Source organism: Jeotgalibacillus marinus, assembly GCF_040801915.1.
Classification (GTDB): domain Bacteria; phylum Bacillota; class Bacilli; order Bacillales; family Jeotgalibacillaceae; genus Jeotgalibacillus; species Jeotgalibacillus marinus.
Map to the genome: position 1 here is coordinate 1 of NZ_JBFMIA010000005.1, position 16,587 is coordinate 16,587.

The window sequence follows — 16,587 nt, forward strand, 5'->3', positions numbered from 1 at the left end:
AGGATTTTGATAGCCTGTTTTTATTTGGGTCTTATCGGCTTGTCATTACTCCTTAAATACCGAAAATTAAGAATGGTTGAAGGGAAGCACCTCGCGCGTAAGAGCGGGTTTTTTAATGTAGATTAAGAAGATAAATAATCAACAATTTCCTTAATTGGAGTGCTTAATAGAAAATTTTTTGGTTGATTTTTTAACTCAAAGGGCTGTAATTCAATAGGGATCGTAATATCTTTTAATGAATAGTGTAAAAACAAACTTCCTTCATTTGTCACTAAATCATAATTATCAGCAATCAAAGAATACGATACACTTTCTAAAGATCCATTATCCCTTTCATTCAGCAAGAGCAACATATTATTTTCAATAATTTCTATACGTTTTTCATATGTTTCTAACCCTTTTGGTTCCGTCGGCCTTGTTCACTACCATCTTTAAGTAAGATTCAACTTGCTGTATATCTTTTTAGAATTAGCAAAAACTGATTATGTGTCTAAAAATAATGAAGGGAACTACTAAATTGAGACATAAAAACAATGACCCTATTCTTGAACCAGAAGCCCAAGAATTTGTTGAAGCAACAGCCAATCCACCATATTTATTTGATCACCCTCCACAAAAAGGGCGAGAGCTAGTTGATGAAGTGCAATCAGATGATGTTGAGAAATTACCAGTAGATGCTAAAGATATCATCATACAAGGAGGACCTTCTGGAGAAGTATCAGTTAGAATGTTAAAACCCCAAAACGCTCCCGATAAACTTCCGGTCATCCTCTATATACATGGAGCAGGCTGGGTTTTTGGTAATGCTCATACTCACGATCGTTTAATCCGTGAATTATGTGTTGGTTCCGAGTCCGCCATTGTTTTTCCTAACTATAGCCTTTCACCTGATGCAAAATATCCAACAGCGATAGAAGAAATTTACACTGTATTAAATTGGATTGATACCGAGGGAGGAAATACTGGTTTAAATAATGAAAAAATCACTGTGGCAGGTGATAGTGTTGGTGGAAATATGACAGCTGCGATTACTTTAATGACAAAAAAACGCAATGGACCCAAAATCAATAAACAATTGCTGTTTTATCCCGTCACAGATGCTACATTTGATACTGATTCCTATCATCAGTTTGCAGAAGGGTTTTTTCTTCGTAGAGATGGCATGCAATGGTTCTGGGATCAATATACTACGGATTCAAAACAAAGAGAGGAGATAACTGCTTCTCCACTTCGAGCTTCTAAAGAACAGCTTAAAGGGCTTCCAAAAACATTGGTTATTACAGCTGAAGCTGATGTTTTACGTGATGAAGGAGAAGCTTATGCAAATAAACTTCGTGAAGCTGAGGTACCTGTAACTGCCGTTCGTTTTCAAGGGATTATCCATGACTTTGTTATGCTAAATGCACTAGCCAATACTTCAGCTGCGAGAGGAGCCATTACCTTAGCGAATGCATGGTTAAGAGAATAAAAAAATATTTCATGAATTAATAAATGATTCATTTGGATTAGACCTTTCCCTTTATACAATTTAAAGGTTTCTGAGAGTTAGAGTTCCTCGGAATTTATACCCCTAGAATGGAAAAAACACTGATTTCTCAGCACTTTTTCATTTTGGGGGGATTTTTTAGCGCTTTATTAAAGTATTTCAGCGTCAAATAGTATTTTTCTTGGTAAAACATATTTTCCTCTTATAACCATTACGCTATTCTAATAATTTAAATAATTATAATAAATCCTTCTTTTTATATACAAAGTTTACCAAAATAACTATAATAAATAGCACTTTTAATTATGATTTTTTCTTAAATACTTTAACGGTTGCAGTTTCAATATCCAAAAGTTCGTTAGTATTTTGCTCAAGTAATGCGACATTAAATACATATTCTCCTGTTTTTTTGAAAATCCCCATAATGTTAGCGCATGTGTTTAATATAACAGGCTCAAAAACATGAACACCTGCCTCGTTAAATTCAATAGGAGTTCCATCACTAAATACAAAATCTATATCATCGACTTGGGCACGATTTCCTAAAGCTACTAAAACTTTTGTATTCTTATCTGTAGCGGTAGTTGAGAAAGCACATACTTGAATGAATTCTTGAACATTAACTTCCGCATTTAAAGGTTCCTTAAGACGAACACAAAAAGCCATTTTTCATACACCTCCTTAGCAGAAACTAATATAGTATATGCTTTGATAGTTTATTAGCTTGGGCAAACATGTACTATATATCAAAATAGTTATCAATGAATAAGGAGTAATACTTTATTTATCTTTTTAAGATAAAGGGATAGGGGGTTAATATTTTTGGAATTTTATAGAATTGACAAAGAAGTGGGTAAAAACATTTCTCACTATAATTCAAATTTCATTATGTCTCGAATTGTAAAAACAGAAAAACCAACACAAATTGGTTGTATTCATTTAGAAGCTAATGGAATTGTAGGGTTTCATCAAGCTGTTGTTCCACAATTACTTATTGTTTTAGATGGTGAGGGTTGGGTTCGGGGTAATGATGAACGAAGAGTAAATGTGAAAGCTGGCGATGTTGTTTTTTGGAAGAAAGGTGAAGGACATGAAACAGCAACTGAGACTGGATTAACCGCAATAGTAATTGAGTCTGAAGAATTAACCCCCGCTACTTTTATGCGAAAAAAAGAGCATAAACAATAAAACTGACATCGGATCGGTTTATTAAAATGGCTAATTTAACATTAGAAGAGAGGAATGGGTGAGTAATAAGAAAGCTTTAAATGAGAGTAGTGCAAGAAACATTTTCAAACATATAGGTTTTATTCGCATAAGTGTTGCTGTACTTATTATTGTTATTTTTATACCGATGACACCAACTAGCGATACTGAAGAAAAAGCAAATTTTGAATATCATTACCTTGTACAGGCTTTTCTTCAATCGTTTCTACTACTACCTTTACAGCATCCTCAAGTGATATATTGCTATTCTTTGATGCTTCCTTAATGCGATTCATAACAATAATATCTCGTTCAAGATAACCCCTGTGACCAAACTCGTTCTTATGGAAGCTATAACCTGCTTTCTCCATTAGTTCTTCCGTCCGGGTTACCTATATTGTATGGATTTATTCTAAAAAAAATATTATTGAATAGGTTTCACTGTCAAAAATACAAAAAAGTGGAGGCAGTAAAAAAATGAGTCAATTAAAATGTGGCATTTATTACAATGCTTGTGATTATTTCGATTATAAAAATTATTTCCAACAGACATAACTCCTCGTCATATATTTAGTTACTTTATGGTGTTTTTTGCAGTGTTTCTTGGAAAATATACAGGTCAAAAAAGCGAAAAAAATCTTAAAATATTGTGGCGTGAAAAAGAGTAAACCTTTTGGGTTTGTTCTGGAGGTGGAAGAACTATCAAAAAACTAATGATTACTATTGAATTGTGTTAGGGATTAGTTTGACTAATTGAAAAGTGGGTGAAACAGTGGAGGAACTAGTCTTTTTTAATGGTGAAAAGATCTTAACCGACAGCTTAACAGTATCTAAAGCATTCGATATGGAACATGAAGAAGTTTTAAAAGATATTGATCGAAAAATACACAAACTATCTGAGTTAGGAGAAGATGAATTCTCACGGTTTAACTTCAATAAGACAGGTACTAAGTACAATCTAACAGAGGATGGATTGATTCTATTTACGTTGTCCTATGATATGAATGTTAAGAATAGATTCATTGAAGCATTCAAACGAATTAGAAATAAACTTCCTTCTAATTTCAAGGAATCTGGTAATAAATTATTTGACTAAACATTTACGGATACTACAAACTGTTTTTTCTTGGGGGAAGGTATATGCATAAGCAGTTTTATATAAGTCTTATATCAAAGTTTTACTAATTATCACAAGTGTTTTGGCATTTTATAATGACATTGCAATCAAGTGGATTTGGTTTATTGTGGCTCTATCTTCATTAATTGGAACATCAATTCTATTAAAAAAGATAATCACGTCTCATCACTTGAAAGGGATGTGAAAGCTTTATAACTGAGGATGAGGTTGAGGAATCTAGAGAAGGTGAAGATACAAACCAAGAATCAGAAGTTAAACCAGAAACAGATCTGGAACCAGAGGGTTCTAATTATAGTAATGTCATCTCATCTATTTCAGACCTAGAAGCTGAAGGAAAAATAAAAGAAAAAGCTGAACAAGACTGGGATGGGGATTTTGTTATGCAGAACTTTGTTATAGATCAACAGACAGATGCATTTAATAAATTAAAAAACATGGAATTGTCATCTGAAGTGGAACAAGAACAAATGGAAAAAGCATTTTCTACTTGGGATATGATTTCAATATGGTTGAGTTTGTTTATGAAGAGCAAATGAAGGCCTACAATGATAGATAGACTAAACAGCATCCTTATGGGTGCTGTTTTATATGAGAAAATAAAACATTTGTTGCATATAAATGCTTTATTTTACTTTCTATGAGTAAAAATTGATGGTATTTATCGGCTTCATAAAAATAGTTAAAGCACCTTGCATGTTAAATGTTAATGTCAACCTGCGTTTCTTTATCCGTAGCACTCTGCTAATTAGAAAAACATCTATTTTTCTTTTAAACTATCCAAAAGTACATATCCAAATATAACACCAGCGATAGTCGTCACAGTCTCTAGAAATCCTGACATAAGAAAACTAATACGTACTTGATGAATGATCGGTACATTTAAGATAAGTAGGAGCGGACTTAAAGCAATATAAAGTGAAGGAATACCGATTGCAGAAAGTTTAACCCAATCAATCGACCATCCCTTTTTTAAACGTATATCTGTCACTAATTGTGGGAATCGGATCATCATCCCTACCAAAATAGGAAACAACACAATAAACAACATCAAAGGTCTCAATTCAAAATTACTTCTTCTATACTCCTCTAATCGCAAGTAAATTTCAGACCCAAAATATAATACAAGAATGACAATGAGTGAACATATAAGGTATTTAATAAAACGTTTCATATTGCCCCCTTTTTTTACTTAATATTACAGTAGTGTTGCAGGAAAAAATTAAACATTGAAATAGTTCTCTAAGTCTTTAAAAACCTTATTCTCAGCATAAAAAAGTCCTGTATTACGGTAAAATTAACTATTAATATATAATAAGCATATAAATAAATTTATTTATTTGGCAAATGGGATTTACAGATTATTATATAAAAATCCCCCCACGGTATTACTCAATTTTCACCAGATAGCTACACAAAAAAGTTTACAATCGAGTCGTACTTAATGGTGAAGATATTTTGCAAGGTGATTATTCCTTTTGAGGTAGTCAAGTAACTTGTAAAACTTAAAATTGAGATAATTCAGACAGTGGGATGGGCAGTATTGCTTTATACCGACGATCAATTATTTGATATATTGGTTTATGAAATTAATGAATAATGATTATTACTTTATTTGTCTTATTAAACTAAAGGGATCGGTTAGTTTAAGGGAAGGGGATAACCGCAAACGTATTCACAATGGACTAATTCAACAAACAGCTTAATATATGGAGGATCAATCAAACTTCATAAAAAGGTAAATTTATTTTGTTGAAACTTATCATCATCTCTGTATTGTTTTATTTACTATCCACTATTTTTTACTACTGCTCATTTCGTTTCACTTGCATATACGTTTTTGCTCACGGAAAAACACCTTTGATAAATGTACTTGCTTACAGAGTAACATTTACGAAGGTGTTATATTGTCTTACTACTTTAAGTTAGTCCATTTTTTAATCTGAAATTGTTTTATCGGTTTGGTGAAAGCCACCTGTATGACAAGAATTTCACAGGTGACTTTCGTCTATTTTCAAAAAATTGTCGACCGCAAAAGCGGATACGCCGAGTGCTGCTGCGTATAGAGATAGGTTAGAAAATTGGATTTTCATATCAGTTTGATGAAAGTGCAATGTTTGTTTTTGAACAGTATCAACAATAGGTTTCTCAATAAAATCCTTTGCCTTTGCTAATCTGTTTCCGATAATAATCTGTCCAGGATTAAACGTCTTTATTAAATTCGTCACCCCGATTCCAATGTATGTCCCAATTTTCCGGAAAAGTTCTAAAGTATCAGCATCCTTGGATTCAGCCATTTGAATCAACTCATCGAGCGTAGAATGGGATAAATGTTCGAAGTGTTTCGCTTCTTTTAATAATGCATGCTCAGAGCCGTAAGCTTCCCAGCACCCTGTACTTCCGCACGTACACAACTCACCATTGACCATGATCGTCATATGACCACTCTCACCGGAATACCCGTTCACTCCACGATACAATTCATTTTCTAGTATAATCCCGACACCAATTCCTATTCCAACACTTACATAAATAAGATTGTCCCTTTCCTTCCTTTCTCCAAATCTTTTTTCTCCATAGGCACCTGCGTTCGCTTCATTTTCGATAAATATTGGATAGTCAAATTCCTGCTCAAGAAGATCTAACAAATTGACATCTTTCCATTTTAAATTCGGCGCAAGAAGAACTTTACCGTATTTATCAACAATCCCAGGTACACCAATTCCTATTCCGATGACACCATACCTACTTTTGGGTGTACGATCAATAAGGCCTTGTATCATTTTCTTAACGAGGTCAATCAGTTCTTGAAACGAAAGGTGATCGATTGCTTCATTTTCTTCATAAATAATGTTTCCGACTAAATCCGTTACCACGCCTAAAATATAATTAACACCAATATCCATGCCAATAGAATATCCAGCCTGTTCATTAAACAGTAATATAACAGGGCGTCTGCCCCCGCTTGATTCACCAGGTCCAGACTCATAAATTAGTTCCTCATCGATAAGTTCATTAATTAGTGAAGAAACTGTTGCCTTATTTAAACCAGAGCGCTGGGCAATATCCGCACGGGAAATCGGGGCTAGTGCAGTGATCGCTCCGAGAACGATTTCTTTATTCTTTTTTTTGACAACTTGGTGATTCCAGGTTTTTTGTTTCATTCGTCAGGTTCCTTTCCTTTTTAAAAGATAAGAAAGCATAATTTTTTAAGAAGAAACCTTCACTGGTCTATCTATGTTCATCTCCAGTGCTCACCCTATTGAAGTCGCATCACTCATTGACTCTTCAAGGGTTTGATCTCTAATAAACGGGGGAACGTCCCGTACTTATCTTATCTTCATCTGTAGATTAAAGTATACAATAAACTTAATTTGTTTAATAGACAAACAAAGTTGACGGTGATATGATTTAATTGTCAGATAAATTTTAATGAGGAGGAGTAAAAAAATATGAGAAAAAGCTTTCTCTCTATTTTATTTATTTTGGTGTTAACATTGGCAGCTTGTGGTCAGGATGCAGCAAGCGAAGATGAAAACGCTACCAATGTGAGTGGTGATGGAGTTTCTGATAAAAAAATTAAAATAGGTCTTTCTGTATCAGACTTAACATTAGAGCGTTGGCAACATGATAACGACTTTTTTGTCGAAAAAGCAGAAGAGCTTGGAGCAGAAGTGTTAGTTCAATCCGCTAATGGTGATGAGTCTCAACAGTTATCACAAGTCCAAAATATGCTGTCACAAAATATTGATGCATTGGTCATTATTCCGATTAACTCGGATGCTTTATCAACAGTTGTTGATCAAGCGAAAAGCGAAGGAATTCCTGTTGTAGCTTATGACCGACTAATAAATGGTACAGATATTGATGCATATGTATCATTTGACAATGAACAAGTAGGTGAAATGCAAGCCGAATACTTAGTGGATATCGTACCAACGGGAAAATACTTTCTAATGGGTGGTTCACCAACAGATAATAATGCCAAAATGTTTAGAGCTGGTCAAATGAATGTGATCCAGCCGCTCGTTGATAATGGAGATATTGAAATTATTGGGGACCAATGGGCTAAAGATTGGGGTGCAAACGAAGCATTAAAAATTATGGAAAATGCATTGACAGCAAATCAAAATGCAGTTGACGCTGTTGTTGCATCTAATGATAGTACAGCTGGTGGAGCAATCCAGGCTTTAGATTCTCAAGCATTAGCTGGAAAAATTGCCATATCGGGTCAAGATGCTGACTTAGCAGCAGTTCAACGTATTGCAGAAGGAACTCAGACTATGACAGTCTATAAACCTATTAAGGAGATTGCTAATAAAAGTGCAGAATTAGCAGTTGATCTGGCAAAAGGTGAAACAGTGACAACAGACTCCGTAGTTAATAATGGAAAAATTGATGTACCTTTCATTAAACTAGACCCAATAAAAGTTGATAAGGATAACCTAGTAGACACAGTTATTAAGGATAACTTCCATAGTTATGATGATGTGTATAAAAATGTCCCAGAAAATGATCGTCCACCTCGTCCGTAAGAACGTATTTTTTAAAAAGGAATATAGGTGGAGGAGAGAGTTTCTTTCCTCTCGAACCTTACAGGAGGTGGGAAATAATAATGGAGAATTATGTACTCCAAATGAAAAGGATCACAAAAGAATTTCCAGGTGTACGTGCACTAGATAATGTAACATTTTCAGTACGAAAAGGAGAAATTCATGCTTTGTGTGGTGAAAATGGTGCAGGAAAGTCCACCTTAATGAAAATTCTAAGCGGTGTATATCCATATGGTACATATGACGGAGAAATTTTAATTAGAGGGAAGCCCGTTGAATTTAAATCCATTATCGAATCTCAAAATAAGGGTGTATCGATCATTTATCAAGAGCTTGCATTAGTGGAGGAAATGACAGTAGCTGAAAATCTATTTTTAGGTCACGATTTAATGAGAGCGAAAGTAATAGATTGGGATACTATTTATAGAGAAGCACAAAAATGGCTTGACCATATTGGCTTGAAAATTGACCCACAAATGAAGGTTGGAGATTTGACGGTAGGAAAACAGCAATTAATTGAGATTACAAAATCACTCACGAAAAATGCGGATATTTTAATATTAGATGAACCTACTGCAGCGTTGACTGAAAGTGACGTTGAGATATTAATGAATCTATTAAATGAGTTGCGCTCTAAAGGAGTTACATGCATTTATATTTCTCATAAATTGGGGGAAGTAATGTCCCTTGCTAATTCGGTTACGATCTTGAGGGATGGTCAATCCATTAGTACAGACCCAATTGAAGACTTAACAGAAGAGAAAATTATTACAAAAATGGTAGGTCGTGAGTTAACCGAGCTATTCCCTTTTGAACCACATACCATCAGTGAGGAGAACATTCTAGAGGTAAAAAATTATTCTGTTATCGATCGTAATGTAAATAAAAAAGTGATAGATAATGCATCTTTCATCCTGAAAAAAGGAGAAATTCTTGGTATTTCAGGATTAATGGGATCAGGAAGAACAGAATTATTTACAAGCCTGTTCGGTGGTTTTAAAGGCAAACAAACGGGCACTGTATTGATTGATGGAAGAGAAATAAGTATTCAAAAACCTGCTGATGCGATAAAAGAGGGATTAGCCTATGTCTCGGAGGACCGTAAACGCTATGGTCTTATATTAGAAATGGATATTATGAAAAACTCAACGCTCGTGGCTCTGAATAAAGTGATGAAACTAAAGGTGATCGACAATGCCCTCGAGGTTAAAAGAGCGACTGAAATAACTAGAAAGATGAAATTAAAGGCTCATAATCTAGAAGCAAAAGTAAGTCAATTAAGTGGAGGAAACCAGCAAAAGGTTGTGTTAAGTAAGTGGTTATTAAATGAACCGAAAGTTCTTATTTTAGATGAACCAACAAGAGGAATAGATGTTGGTGCGAAATATGAAATATATAAAATAATGAATGAGCTCGTTAGCCAAGGGGTTGGAATCGTTATTATTTCATCTGAATTGCCGGAAGTATTAGGGATGTCGGACCGAATTCTTGTCATGTCAGAAGGGAAGTTTACTGGAGAGTTTTCGAGAGAGGAAGCGACTCAAGAGAAAATTATGACATGTGCAACAGGAGGCAAGAGCCATGAATAGTCAAAAACAGACAACTGAAGCCAATCCTAAAGATAATAAAGGGTTAAGTTTTAAGTTTGATCTTCAGTCATACACGCTAATTATTGCTTTAGTGTTAATTGCCCTCATTTTTGGTTTGTTAACAGGAGGGGAGTTTTTATCTTCTCGTAATTTATCCAATTTATTCACTCAGATGTCTATCATTTCAGTCCTTGCTATAGGAATGACACTTATTATTGTATCTGGTCATATTGATTTATCAGTTGGTTCATTAGTTGGCTTAACAGGAGCTGTTGCAGCCACTTTGCAAGTTTGGTTCGGATGGAACACCATTTTAGTTGTACTTGCAGCAGTTGTAACCGGGGCAATAGTTGGCCTATGGCAAGGCTGGTGGGTTGCCTATCGTGCAGTTCCTGCGTTTATCGTGACACTAGGAGGCATGCTTATCTTTCGAGGGATTTTGATTGGAATAAGTAAAGGTCAAACGGTTGCACCTATGGATGAAAGCTTTAAACAAATAGGAAACAGCTATTTACCTTACTCTCTTGGTTATCTATTAGCATTACTAAGCATTGCATTACTTATATTTTGGACTATTCGAGGCAGGTCAAAAAGGAAAAGCATGGGTCTTAGTTTGCCTACTGCAACGATCGATTATGGAAAAGTGACAATGTACTCATTCTTTATTTTACTGGCAACTTACTTGCTGAATCGTTACTATGGCATCCCTGTTCCCATTATTATTGTAGTAATGTTAGCTGCAATTTTCATTTTTATATCAACAAAGACCTCTTTTGGTAGATATATATACGCAATCGGTGGAAATGTTGAAGCGGCTGCTCTTTCTGGAATAAATATTAAGCGTAATACACTATCTGTTTTTGTATTAATGGGGGCACTTTCAGGCGTAGCTGGTGTGTTATTAACAAGTAGATTAAATGCCGCAACCGTAAATGCTGGAAATATGTATGAGCTAGACGCAATTGCTGCTTGTGTGATCGGTGGTACTAGTTTAATGGGTGGTAGAGGGAAAATTGTTGGTGCCTTAATTGGTGCACTAATTATGGCTAGTATTGATAATGGCATGAGCATGATGAATATCGAAACATTTTGGCAATATATCGTAAAAGGATTAATCTTAATCTTTGCTGTTTGGATCGATATTTTAAGTAAAAAATAATTAACATGATAGCGAGTAATTAGGTTTTTTAATAAATATAAACTATTAGGAGGGCTATACTATGGTATTTTTTGAAAACGTTAATAAAATTGATTTTGAAGGACATCACTCTACGAATCCACTTGCGTTTAAGTTTTATAACCCAGAAGAAAAAGTATCAGGAAAAACGATGGAAGAGATTTTGAGATATAGTGTAGCTTACTGGCACACATTTACGATGGATGGAACAGACCCTTTTGGAAGTGGAAATATGATTCGCGCATGGAACAAATTTAGCGGCATGGATTTAGCGAAGACTCGAGTCGAAGCGGCATTTGAATTCTTCGAAAAAATTAATGCGCCATTCTTTTGCTTTCACGATGTAGATGTTGCACCAGAAGGAGCTACGTTACAGGAAACGTATCGCAATTTAGATGAAATTGTCGGCATGATCAAAGAATATATGAACACAAGTAAAACGAAGCTACTTTGGAATACAGCTAACATGTTTTCGCACCCACGCTTTGTGCATGGAGCTGCCACATCAGTCAATGCGGATGTATTTGCTTACTCTTCTGCTAAGGTGAAAAAGGGGTTAGAAATTGCAAAAGATTTAGGAGCCGACAACTATGTGTTCTGGGGTGGTCGTGAAGGATATGAAACGTTACTGAATACAGATATGAAGCTTGAGCTTGATAACCTCGGACGCTTCTTTCATATGGCGGTTGACTATGCAAAAGAGATTGGTTTCACAGGACAATTCTTAATTGAGCCAAAGCCGAAAGAGCCAACAAAACATCAGTACGATTTCGATGTGGCAACAGGATTAGCATTTTTACAAAAATACGACCTTCAAAATCATTTTAAATTTAATATCGAAGCAAACCATGCCACATTAGCTGGCCATACGTTTGAACATGAGCTTCGCACTGCTCGCATCAATGGAATGCTTGGTTCTGTAGATGCCAACCAAGGTGACCCTTTACTTGGATGGGATACAGATGAGTTTCCAACAGACTTGTATTCTACAACGTTAGCAATGTACGAAATTTTACAAAACGGCGGTCTTGGTCGAGGTGGCTTAAACTTCGATGCAAAGGTACGAAGAGGTTCATTTGAGCCAGAGGATCTTTTCTATGGACATATTGCAGGGATGGACAGCTTTGCGATTGGCTTGAAGGTGGCGCAAAAACTAATTGAAGATAAAGTACTAGAAAGTTTCATTGAAGAACGTTATAGCAGCTATTCAGAAGGAATTGGGAAAGATATTGTCGAAGGAAATACCGATTTTCATAAATTAGAAGAATACGCGCTTCAGCTTGGAAACATTCACAACAGTTCTGGTAGAGCAGAACGTCTGAAGGCTACCTTTAATCAATATTTAATATCCGTTCTTTCAGAATAAAAAGAAGGATAGACGAAAGTTGTTAATCTCATTTATGAAGGGCCATGGGACCTGCCTTTTTATTGGTGTGATCTTATTATCAGGTGGTGAATATGGCCTCTTTTTACGATCGCGTTTTTTACAAATAGCTCCTAAAAAAGGGTGAAGAAAATGAAATATGTGATAGGAATTGACCTAGGGACAAGTGCTGTCAAGGTTTTACTTGTGAATCAGAATGGGGAGGTATGCACGGAAATATCAAAGTCCTATCCACTTATTCAAGAAAAGTCAGGCTATAGTGAACAATCCCCAGAAGAGTGGGTAGAAAAAACAACAGAAGCACTTTCAGAACTTGTGAACCAATTGGATGGAGAGGTAAATAATATAGAAGGAATCAGCTTTTCTGGACAAATGCACGGGCTCGTTTTATTAGATCGACATAACGACGTATTACGTCCAGCGATTCTTTGGAATGACACAAGAACAACGAAGCAATGCCGGGAAATCTATGAAACAATCGACAGAGAAAAGTTGCTTTCAATTACGAAAAATCCAGCGCTAGAAGGGTTCACATTACCGAAGCTATTATGGATAAAAAAACACGAAAGAGAGACTTTTGCTCATGCAGCTATCTTTATGCTTCCGAAAGACTATTTACGTTACCGAATGACAGGACAAATTGTTAGTGAATATTCTGATGCGGCCGGCACGCTTCTATTAAACGTGAGTGAAAAGGAATGGAGCCAAGAATTATGCGCACAATTTGGCATAGATCCTGCCATTTGTCCACCGTTAATCGAATCTCATGATTACGTGGGAACGATTACTACTTCATTCGCAAATGAAACTGGCCTTTCCCCCTCTACGAAAGTATTTACAGGTGGTGCTGATAATGCGTGCGGTGCGATTGGTTCGGGCATTTTATCAGAAGGAAAAACATTGTGTAGCATTGGAACATCAGGAGTGATCCTTTCTTATGAGGACAATAAAGACTGTGATTTTGACGGCAAAGTTCATTATTTTAATCATGGAGTAAAAGATGCTTTTTATACAATGGGAGTGACGTTAGCTGCTGGCTACAGTCTTAGTTGGTTTAAAGAGTTATTTAACGAAAACGAAACCTTTGCTGATCTTCTTGATGAGGTTGAGAAAGTCCCTATTGGCGCAAACGGCCTCATTTTCACTCCTTATTTAGTTGGGGAGCGCACGCCGTATGCTGATTCTGTCATCAGGGCTAGCTTTATAGGCATGGATGCTTCCCATACGAAAAAAGATTTTGTCCGTGCCACTATGGAAGGCATTACGTTCTCACTCCATGAGTCGATTGATATTTTTAGAGAAAGCGGAAAAACAATTGAAACGATCGTCTCGATTGGTGGTGGGGCTAAAAATGAAGCATGGTTGCAAATGCAAGCGGACATTTTTGATGCGAAAATTGTAAAATTAGAAAGTGAGCAAGGACCAGGGATGGGTGCAGCGATGCTTGCAGCCTATGGATGCGGTTGGTTTGAATCCCTTGAAGCATGTGCTGACGTATGGATACGGCCAGTCAAAACGTATGAACCGATAAAGGAAAATGTAGCAACCTATAAAGAGTTATTCTCTGTTTACAAACAAGTATATACACAAACGAAATCATTAAATGAAGCTTTAAAACCATTTCGAAAGTAATTTCTTAAAAGAAGTTTGATAGACTAGACTTGAAGCGTGATCAGCTCTTGGAGTCTAAATAGGCAAAATACATCTTTTATTGGCGCTATCTTTCGCTTCTTTCGAAAAATGTTAGGAGGTTACAACAATGAGGTACATTCGCTTTGGTGTTCTTAGTACAGCAAAAATTGCACGAACACAATTAATTCCGGCCATGTTTAGAGCGGGAAATGCAGAAGTAGTGGCCATTGCAAGTAGAGGAAGTAAGGTGCATGAGGTGGCTGCGGCATTACAAATCCCGAAAGCTTATGAGAGCTACGACGATTTACTCAAAGACCCGGACATTGACGCTGTGTATATTCCTCTTCCAAATTATTTACATAAAGAGTGGGTGTGTAAGGCAGCCGATCATGACAAACACATCCTTTGTGAAAAACCAGCAGCCCTTCATGAGCGGGAAGCGGCTGAAATGATCGAATATTGTAAAGAGAAAAATGTTAAATTTATAGAAGCATTCATGTACCAATTACATCCGCAGCATGAACGAGTTCGAGAAATCATTGCTTCTGGCGAAATCGGTGACGTCAAATTAATGAAATCGAGTCATTCTTTTTATATGAAAGATCGTGTGACGAATATTCGCATGGATAAAGAGATGGGTGGGGGGAGTTTGTATGATATGGGCTGTTATTCGATCCACGCTGCTTGTCATATTTTACAAACGGAACCTATTCGTGCGCATGCATTGGCAGAAATGGACCCTGATACGAATGTGGATGTATCGACCTTTGCTCATTTAAAGATGACAAACGGTGTCAATGTGATGTTTGATTGTAGCTTTGACATGGCAAACCGAAATGAATACGAAATCATTGGTACGAAAGGGACAATCAAAGTTCCTTATGCATTCCGTCCTGACAAGAACGAAGGAGGCATCGGTCTTATCGTTGTCACATGCGATGGCGTTTCACGAGAAGAACGAATTCCTGGCGATCTTTATCGATTAGAAGTTGAACATTTCTCCAACTATATTTTAGAGGATGGGGAACCGTTTAACACAGCAGAAGAAACTATTCGAAATATGCGCGCCATCGATGCTTGCTATGAATCGATTCAAACTGGGCAAGTAATAAACATAAAACAATAGACTTGGAAAGCGGGGTTCTACACAGAGCCCCTATTTCTATTTATCATAGAGAAAAGAAAGGAAGCTGAACATGGATGTTACAAAAGAAGTATTCGGTTATATAGATGATCAACCCGTTACTTTATATACGATTAAAAATGACAATGGATTACAAGTGGAATGCATAAATTACGGTGGGATTATTACAAAGATTTTAACAACTGATCGCGATGGAAACCTTGAAAATATCGTATTAGGCTATGATACGATACAGGAATATGAGAAGAATTCTCCTTATTTTGGCGCCGTCGTCGGCCGGGTTGCAGGGAGAATAAAGGAAGGGAAATTTAGCTTAGAAGGGAATACATATCAAGTCACACAGAACGAAAATCAACATCATTTGCATGGCGGTTATAAAGGCTTTAGTCAAGTTCTTTGGGATACGAACGTGATCGAAAAAGAAAATGAAGTAACGATTGAGTTTAGTTATTTCAGTCCAGACGGGGAAGATGGCTATCCAGGTAACCTCCAGATGAACGTAAAATATACTGTCAACCATGACAACGAACTGATCATCTCTTATTACGGTTTTTGCGACCAAACATCTCTTTTAAATGTAACGAATCATACATACTTCAATTTATCAGGGAATTTGAAGAGAGATGTGTTAGACCATGAATTAACGATCAATAGTGATAAATTTATCGAATTAAACGAGGAATTGCTACCAACAGGAAAGATTGCGGACGCAAGAAATACTGTATTTGACTTTCGAAAAGGGAGAAAAATTCGTGAAGGCGTTCATTCCACCCATCCGCAAAACATATTAGTGAAAAAAGGGTATGACCATCCATTTCTATTGAATGCAAATCATCAGAACGAGATCATATTAGCTGATCAAGATAGTGGTCGTACGCTCATTGTGGAAACAGATGAACCAAGTGTTGTTCTTTATACAGGTAATAAGCTAGAAGGAGAGCTTTCAATTAGGGGCACGAAAGCTCGAAACTATTTAGGCTTATGCTTAGAAACACAAGCACCACCAGACTCCATCCATCAACCCCATTTCCAATCTGCCATTATAAAAAAAGGAAAATCGTATGAAACGAAGACGAAGTATTTATTTACGGTAGAGTAATAGATATAGATAAAAGACCGATCTCATGAACTGTCAGATGTGGACTAAGCTAAATTAAAGAGACAATATAAAACACCTTCGTAACGGTTTAACTGTACATATTACTGCTTGAAACACTATTAATATAAGGCGGAAGTTATAGGTTAGTAATGTATGAAAACCGATTTTGGTCTAACTGCTAG

15 protein-coding genes are annotated in these 16,587 nt (G+C 36.2%); 11 read left to right on the forward strand and 4 right to left on the reverse strand.

The window, feature by feature from the left end; genetic code table 11:
* Window positions 1-499: 499 nt before the first annotated feature.
* Window positions 500-1,468, forward strand: coding sequence for an alpha/beta hydrolase (locus tag AB1471_RS07780; protein WP_367779186.1), 969 nt, complete (start codon window positions 500-502; stop codon window positions 1,466-1,468).
* Window positions 1,469-1,789: 321 nt separating this feature from the next.
* On the opposite strand, the gene AB1471_RS07785 is transcribed toward AB1471_RS07780, so the two are convergent.
* Entirely contained in the window at window positions 1,790-2,152 is a 363-nt protein-coding gene (locus AB1471_RS07785; RefSeq protein WP_367779187.1) for a hypothetical protein, read from the reverse strand.
* Between the two features lie 156 nt (window positions 2,153-2,308).
* Between AB1471_RS07785 and AB1471_RS07790 the strand changes: the two genes are divergently transcribed.
* The gene (locus tag AB1471_RS07790) at window positions 2,309-2,674 is read left to right on the forward strand and encodes a cupin domain-containing protein (RefSeq protein WP_367779188.1); all 366 of its coding nucleotides are present in this window, start codon (window positions 2,309-2,311) and stop codon (window positions 2,672-2,674) included.
* A 176-nt stretch (window positions 2,675-2,850) separates the two neighbouring features.
* Here AB1471_RS07790 and AB1471_RS07795 read toward each other — a convergent pair whose 3' ends face one another.
* Window positions 2,851-3,063: a hypothetical protein gene (locus tag AB1471_RS07795; protein ID WP_367779189.1), complete on the reverse strand. Its 213-nt coding sequence runs from the start codon at window positions 3,061-3,063 to the stop codon at window positions 2,851-2,853.
* Window positions 3,064-3,464: 401 nt separating this feature from the next.
* On the opposite strand from AB1471_RS07795, the gene AB1471_RS07800 reads away from it, so the two are divergent.
* Both AB1471_RS07800 and AB1471_RS07805 read left to right on the forward strand, forming a co-directional pair.
* Window positions 3,465-3,788: a Rha family transcriptional regulator gene (locus tag AB1471_RS07800; RefSeq protein ID WP_367779190.1), complete on the forward strand. Its 324-nt coding sequence runs from the start codon at window positions 3,465-3,467 to the stop codon at window positions 3,786-3,788.
* A gap of 422 nt (window positions 3,789-4,210) precedes the next feature.
* Window positions 4,211-4,366 (forward strand): hypothetical protein, encoded by a 156-nt coding sequence (locus AB1471_RS07805; RefSeq protein ID WP_367779191.1) that lies wholly within the window; start codon window positions 4,211-4,213, stop codon window positions 4,364-4,366.
* Between the two features lie 221 nt (window positions 4,367-4,587).
* On the opposite strand, the gene AB1471_RS07810 is transcribed toward AB1471_RS07805, so the two are convergent.
* Both AB1471_RS07810 and AB1471_RS07815 read right to left on the reverse strand, forming a co-directional pair.
* Window positions 4,588-5,001, reverse strand: coding sequence for a hypothetical protein (locus tag AB1471_RS07810; RefSeq protein ID WP_367779192.1), 414 nt, complete (start codon window positions 4,999-5,001; stop codon window positions 4,588-4,590).
* 817 nt (window positions 5,002-5,818) lie between these two features.
* On the reverse strand, window positions 5,819-6,991 hold the full coding sequence (locus AB1471_RS07815) for an ROK family protein (RefSeq protein WP_367779193.1): 1,173 nt from the start codon (window positions 6,989-6,991) through the stop codon (window positions 5,819-5,821).
* Between the two features lie 288 nt (window positions 6,992-7,279).
* Here AB1471_RS07815 and xylF point away from each other — a divergent pair, with 288 nt between their 5' ends.
* The 7 genes from xylF (at window position 7,280) to AB1471_RS07850 (ending at window position 16,405) form a co-directional block, all read left to right on the forward strand.
* Window positions 7,280-8,362 carry a D-xylose ABC transporter substrate-binding protein gene (gene xylF, locus AB1471_RS07820; protein ID WP_367779194.1) on the forward strand — a complete coding sequence of 361 codons (1,083 nt, stop codon included), beginning with the start codon at window positions 7,280-7,282 and terminating at the stop codon, window positions 8,360-8,362.
* 80 nt (window positions 8,363-8,442) lie between these two features.
* Complete coding sequence (locus AB1471_RS07825) at window positions 8,443-9,969, forward strand: xylose ABC transporter ATP-binding protein (protein WP_367779195.1); 1,527 nt, start codon at window positions 8,443-8,445, stop codon at window positions 9,967-9,969.
* Complete coding sequence (locus AB1471_RS07830) at window positions 9,962-11,128, forward strand: sugar ABC transporter permease (RefSeq protein ID WP_367779196.1); 1,167 nt, start codon at window positions 9,962-9,964, stop codon at window positions 11,126-11,128. Before AB1471_RS07825 ends, AB1471_RS07830 begins: the two co-directional genes overlap by 8 nt.
* 61 nt (window positions 11,129-11,189) lie before the next feature.
* Window positions 11,190-12,512 (forward strand): xylose isomerase, encoded by a 1,323-nt coding sequence (xylA, locus tag AB1471_RS07835; RefSeq protein ID WP_367779197.1) that lies wholly within the window; start codon window positions 11,190-11,192, stop codon window positions 12,510-12,512.
* Window positions 12,513-12,662: 150 nt separating this feature from the next.
* Complete coding sequence (xylB, locus tag AB1471_RS07840; protein WP_367779198.1) at window positions 12,663-14,162, forward strand: xylulokinase; 1,500 nt, start codon at window positions 12,663-12,665, stop codon at window positions 14,160-14,162.
* A 127-nt stretch (window positions 14,163-14,289) separates the two neighbouring features.
* Window positions 14,290-15,288 carry a Gfo/Idh/MocA family protein gene (locus AB1471_RS07845; protein WP_367779199.1) on the forward strand — a complete coding sequence of 333 codons (999 nt, stop codon included), beginning with the start codon at window positions 14,290-14,292 and terminating at the stop codon, window positions 15,286-15,288.
* A 70-nt stretch (window positions 15,289-15,358) separates the two neighbouring features.
* On the forward strand, window positions 15,359-16,405 hold the full coding sequence (locus AB1471_RS07850) for an aldose epimerase family protein (RefSeq protein ID WP_367779200.1): 1,047 nt from the start codon (window positions 15,359-15,361) through the stop codon (window positions 16,403-16,405).
* Window positions 16,406-16,587 lie beyond the last annotated feature (182 nt).